This is a genomic window from Mucilaginibacter sp. (assembly GCF_964263795.1).
Classification (GTDB): Bacteria; Bacteroidota; Bacteroidia; order Sphingobacteriales; family Sphingobacteriaceae; genus Mucilaginibacter.
The window spans coordinates 1-5,211 of sequence record NZ_CAXVWK010000073.1; the positions used below are offsets into that span (position 1 = coordinate 1).

6 protein-coding genes are annotated in these 5,211 nt (G+C 41.2%); 5 read left to right on the forward strand and 1 reads right to left on the reverse strand.

Going from position 1 to position 5,211, the window contains the following annotated elements; translation table 11 throughout:
* Positions 1–146 precede the first annotated feature (146 nt).
* The gene (locus ACE5CV_RS12665) at positions 147–1,700 is read right to left on the reverse strand and encodes an alpha-amylase (RefSeq protein WP_374950543.1); all 1,554 of its coding nucleotides are present in this window, start codon (positions 1,698–1,700) and stop codon (positions 147–149) included.
* Between the two features lie 379 nt (positions 1,701–2,079).
* Here ACE5CV_RS12665 and ACE5CV_RS12670 point away from each other — a divergent pair, with 379 nt between their 5' ends.
* The 5 genes from ACE5CV_RS12670 to ACE5CV_RS12690 form a co-directional block, all read left to right on the forward strand.
* Entirely contained in the window at positions 2,080–2,358 is a 279-nt protein-coding gene (locus ACE5CV_RS12670; RefSeq protein ID WP_374950544.1) for a YtxH domain-containing protein, read from the forward strand.
* Positions 2,359–2,410: 52 nt separating this feature from the next.
* Positions 2,411–2,761 (forward strand): phage holin family protein, encoded by a 351-nt coding sequence (locus tag ACE5CV_RS12675; protein WP_374950545.1) that lies wholly within the window; start codon positions 2,411–2,413, stop codon positions 2,759–2,761.
* Positions 2,758–3,129, forward strand: a complete 372-nt coding sequence (locus ACE5CV_RS12680; RefSeq protein WP_374950546.1) for a hypothetical protein — start codon at positions 2,758–2,760, stop codon at positions 3,127–3,129. Before ACE5CV_RS12675 ends, ACE5CV_RS12680 begins: the two co-directional genes overlap by 4 nt.
* A 415-nt stretch (positions 3,130–3,544) precedes the next feature.
* On the forward strand, positions 3,545–4,351 hold the full coding sequence (locus ACE5CV_RS12685; protein ID WP_374950547.1) for a polysaccharide biosynthesis/export family protein: 807 nt from the start codon (positions 3,545–3,547) through the stop codon (positions 4,349–4,351).
* A gap of 10 nt (positions 4,352–4,361) precedes the next feature.
* Positions 4,362–5,211, forward strand: an 850-nt coding sequence (locus ACE5CV_RS12690; RefSeq protein ID WP_374950548.1) for a Wzz/FepE/Etk N-terminal domain-containing protein, incomplete at its 3' end; no start/stop codon positions are given.

Sequence of the window (5,211 nt, forward strand, 5' to 3'; positions counted from 1 at the left end):
AAATATGTTTTCATATCCATCTTCAAACACTACATGATATAGCTGGTGAAAGGGATGATGAATAGCAGTAGCCTGGGCAGAGTAAACGTCGTTTTCTAACTGCAGATAGAAAATATGATCCATAAAAAATAATTATAGCGAATTTGTTAAGCGGTGATTTTTGCCTTTGTTTTTCTCGTTGGCTTTTCAATCCAAACTGAAACGGTGCCAGGCAAACATGTAAACTCAGCCCATCCGTCATTATCTACCTTAACGGTCCCCTTTACCTTCTTCAACATATCAACAAATACCTTTCCTTTATTTCTATCCCCCATTTCCATTCTTTTAAATCCGGCATCTCCGTTAGATAGTAGAACGGCACAACCTGATGAAGGCATTTCGTCTACACCTTCGCGCGTCCAGCCAATACAATTTCCATGATCGAAATAGTCACGCTGAAGGCCATATGCCTTATCTTTTCTTGCCTCCAGCAACTTGTCTATATTTTCACAACCCGGTAAAAATATTTCGTAATCATTCCCGTCCCGGCCTTTGTCAGTATAAGTTGCACCGTATATATCAGGATAAAAAACACATGGATAACCTTGCTCGCGTAAAAGTATCAATGCATACGCAATCGGCTTGAACCAGGGCTCTACCGGAGCCTCCAATGCCTGAAGCGGTTGTGTGTCGTGGTTGTCTACCACCGTCACTGCCAAATCGGGCCGAACGCCCACCAACGAGTTTTCAAAAATCTTAGTGAGATCATAGTCCTTACCCGACAGTGAAGCCTGATGAAAATTGTGGTGTAAGGCGGCATCAAATAAAGACATTCTTCCATCTGTGACCTCGATATATTTCAGGAGTAAGGGAAGATTGCCAGGTGCCCAGTATTCTCCTACTGCAAAAAGGTTTTTACCGGTGCTTTGGCGTATATAATCCAGCCATTCATTATAAAATAAAGGCGATATATGCTTCACAGCATCCAGTCTAACCCCGTCAAATTTGATCTCCTGGTAGTACCAATCAGCCCATCTTTTCAACTCTTCTCTTACGGCCGGATTTCTGAATTCAATATCAGTATACATCAGGTAATCATAATTACCTTTTTCCTCATCTATAACTTCTTCCCATCCTTCTCCATATTGGTTGATAATGCTGTAGATGGCAGTTTCACCAGTCAGATTATCATAATCCACGCCCGAAAAACATTGGTGATCCCAAATAAAGTCGGAATAAACATTGTGACGGCCCGGATGCGTGAACTTGGTGAAAGCCTCAATATCATAGGGATCCGATATAAACGCCGTACGGTTCTCAGGGTCAACTTTTCTGGCGAGTACTTTTTCAGATTCATCTGCACCCGCCAGATGATTCAGAACAATATCCGTGTAAACCTGCAAGCCGGACTTTTGTGCGATTGCTATGGCGTCTTTGTATTCCTGCTTAGTACCATACTTGGTTCTTACGGAACCCTTTTGGTCAAATTCCCCAAGATCGTACAGGTCATATACATCGTACCCAACACTTACACCACCTGCATTGGCTTTGAAAGCGGGAGGGAGCCAAACTGAAGTGATACCAATCTTTGCTAAATTTTCCGAATCGTCTTTTAATTTATTCCATAAGCTTCCATCCTGTGGGTAATACCAATGAAAGTACTGGAGCATTGTTCCATTCTGCATAAATCCTACGGTAATTGTTTTAATATTTACAGCCACACAGGCAAGTAAATAGCGGTGTTAATTTGGGTGATTGTGAATTTGTTTAGTTAAGGGGTGTATCGGTTTATATTATAGAATTGTGCCAATCCGAACCTGATAATAATGCTACCAATAGCAAATGCAGGCATAGCATAGAAAAGCCAGAATTCGGAGTAACTGTGATCTCTTTTTTTTAGCCAAATGAAAAGATTTTTCGGTTAGTCGTGGGGAATTATGTACCCAAGGTATAAAATCATCTGAGTAATAATAAATACAAGCAATACAGTTTACCACAACAGAATCTTTTTACGGGCGTCAGGTGCCTGTTGCTGGTGTTTGGCAGTGTTTTGGAAGATGAGTGGAAAGAGTACAGATTACTAATATAAAAATTACAATTATGGCTAACACAAAAACTCTTCTCGGATTTTTAGCAGGCGCAGCAGTAGGTGCTTTAGCGGGCATTTTGCTGGCCCCAGATAAAGGCTCAGAAACGCGCAAAAAAATTGGTCAGAAAACGAATGATTTGGGCGATTCATTAAAAGGTTCGTTCAGCGATTTCATCGATGGTATCAAGGATTCATACAGCAGTATAAGATCTCAGGCTGACGACCTGGAAGAGAAGGGCAAATCACGGATTAACTCATTGAAAAATGAAGCGAAAAATTCGCTTTCCTGATTCTAGACAACATTAATATATATACATACCGGCATACTATAAAACCTTTACGATGGAAGCTATTCCCGAGCAGATTGAAACATTATTCTCGAAGGCAGGAGACTATGCGGAAACCAAGGCCAAGCTATTGAAGCTAAAAATTGCGGATAAAACTTCCGATACATTGTCAGATGCGGCGTCTATGCTGGTCGTGATGATCTTCACCACTTTCTTCCTGTTGATCTTTAGTGTGGGACTGGCCTTGCTGATTGGTGAATGGCTGGGAAAATCCTATTATGGATTTTTTATCGTCGCGGGGATTTATGGTATTGCCGGTATTATTTTTAAGGTTAATAAGGTAAGCCTGGTTAAAACGCCGGTAGCAAACTTTATTATCAACAAAGTATTAAAAACTGCGCAATGACCCATCAATATACCGCTGCCGAATTGCGTTTAGAAATTCTTGCGCTCGAAGCGCGCTCCCGCCAGATGGAGCAGGATCTTAAGTATTCCGCTGGTACCCTTATGACCAGCCTTAAACCGACCAACCTTATTAAAAGTACATTTAGATCCACTGTGAAAGCGCCCGGATTTGGAAAAAATGTACTTCGGGGAGCAGCGGGACTTGCTGCAGGATTTCTTTCTAAAAAGTTATTCGTGGCGGGTTCCTCCAGTGTTATTAAGAAGGCAATAGGCACGGTAGTTGAGCTTGGAGTTGCGAAGGCAGTGGCTGGCAACGCCGAGAATATTGCTTCATCGGGCCGAAAGCTGATGAACAAAGTGATCAAATAAATGCCAGTCAGTTAAGGCCTGGTTATTTTTCATAAATTTTTGCTGCTGAACATAATTACAAAAAGCTTCCCCCGGGAGGCTATTTTGCATTATAAGCGGTTCATTTAAAGCTACATACACACTAAAAGATTATTTATATAATTGAGTGCTTTTACCTTTGTTTTTTAGAAAAAAAAGAGTTTCTTTGCGTCATAGTTTTAAAGTCGGTTGATGGGAAATATTGAGCGGACTGTCTTACAAACCGAAATTTTTTTGATGCTCCTCTAGGTTAGTAATAACGCAATTGGCTTCTAAAACTATCTTTCCAATGTGCTTTCGTATCCACTATCCCTTTCGCCTTCAGGACCATTTCTAAGAAAGCCTTTTCTAACAGTTGCTACCATAATTTATTGACAAAACATATTTATTAATAACTATGGGTTATGCTACCGGCGTATGGAAACACTTTAGGTTTTTGACCTGCTTTTGCGCATTAGGCTTGTATTTAATTACAACCTCCTGCATCAATACAAGGAAGACGACTTATTTCAATGACATCCAAAACGGTGCATTCAACACACCTGAGCCGGCACAACCCATCATTAATAAAAATGATTTGCTTGGTATTTATGTAAGCAGCTTAAATGCTGAAGCATCCTTAATCTATAATGCCCCTTCACTTCCTACTACCATATCTGCCGGTGCCAACGGATCGGCTATGCAAACCGTAGGATACCTTGTTAATGAAGATGGGGTCATCCAATTTCCTGTACTTGGTAATATCAAAGCCGCCGGCCTTACTATCAAAGAGCTGACAGAAGTAATCACTGACAGCCTGAAGACCGGAAAACTATTGGTAGATCCATTGGTAACTATACGTTTTTTAAATTTCAGGGTAACCGTTCTCGGTGAAGTAGGCAAACCTACCGTCATCACAGTTCCCAACGAAAAAATCAGTGTACTGGAAGCTATTGGGCTGGCAGGGGATCTAACTATTTACGGCAAACGCGATAATGTTTTATTAATAAGAGAGGAAGGTGGCAAAAAAATAATCCGGCGTATTAATTTAAACTCACCGGCCATTCTTACGTCATCCTTTTATTACCTGAAGACGAATGACGTTATTTACGTGGAGCCTGATAAAAACAAAGTTGCCAGCGTTAGTAATTTCAGGCAGTTGCTGCCAGCGTTTATTGCAGCAACAACAGTAGTGATTGTGTTACTGGACAGACTGATCAAATAAATTACGTTACATGAAAAAAATGCAGGTCTCGGCGAACAATGGAATTGAAACTGCTGATAAGAATCTGATCCAGCAGTTCTTCTTCCGCTACTGGCCTTACTGGCCCTTGTTTGCATTTCTCATGATTTGCGGAGTGGGCGTTGCTTATTTGTACCTGCGTACCACCGTTCCTATGTATGAGTCTACTGCCACTATTCTCATAAAAGATGAGAAGAAAGGACTCGATGACTCAAAGGTGATGGAATCACTCAATCCGCTGAACTCAAAAAAGATTGTTGAGAACGAGACTGAAATTATCCGCTCGCGTACTATAGTTACCGAAGTAGTAAAAGAGCTGGCCTTATACGCACCCATCTTTGAAAAAACCGGGTTTGCTGCCAAATCCGCATACGCCACCTGTCCCGTGAGCCTTGAATTGAGCAGTCCGGATTCCCTGACTGAAACCCCTCATGTTGACTTCACCTACTCACCAACAACTAACCTTGTTACAGTCAACAAAACGGATTACCCGGTAAACCTGTGGTCTAAAACTCCCTGGGGCATAGCACGGTTTAAATCAAATCCGCTGTACAAGGATACCACTGCAAAAAACCATTCATACTATTTTACACTCGTTAGCGTAAGCAAAAAAGCTAAATCTTTATCTGATATTATCGACGTATCACCGGTGAGCAAATTGTCTACCGTTATAACACTAAAAATCAGGGACGAGAGTCCTGAACGTGGGGAGGCCATATTGAATAACCTCATGTTTGTTTACAATAAAGTTTCTATAGCTGACAAGACCCAACTGGCTTCCAACACCCTTGGTTTTGTAGAAAAAAGACTTAAGCTGATAGAAGCACAACTCGATTCTGCCA

Excerpts from the sequence above, each read along its gene's own strand:
- ACE5CV_RS12670 (WP_374950544.1), top strand. The coding sequence starts at position 2,080 with ATGGCTAACACAAAAACTCTTCTCGGATTTTTAGCAGGCGCAGCAGTA.
- ACE5CV_RS12675 (WP_374950545.1), top strand. The coding sequence starts at position 2,411 with ATGGAAGCTATTCCCGAGCAGATTGAAACATTATTCTCGAAGGCAGGA.
- ACE5CV_RS12680 (WP_374950546.1), top strand. The coding sequence starts at position 2,758 with ATGACCCATCAATATACCGCTGCCGAATTGCGTTTAGAAATTCTTGCG.
- ACE5CV_RS12685 (WP_374950547.1), top strand. The coding sequence starts at position 3,545 with ATGGGTTATGCTACCGGCGTATGGAAACACTTTAGGTTTTTGACCTGC.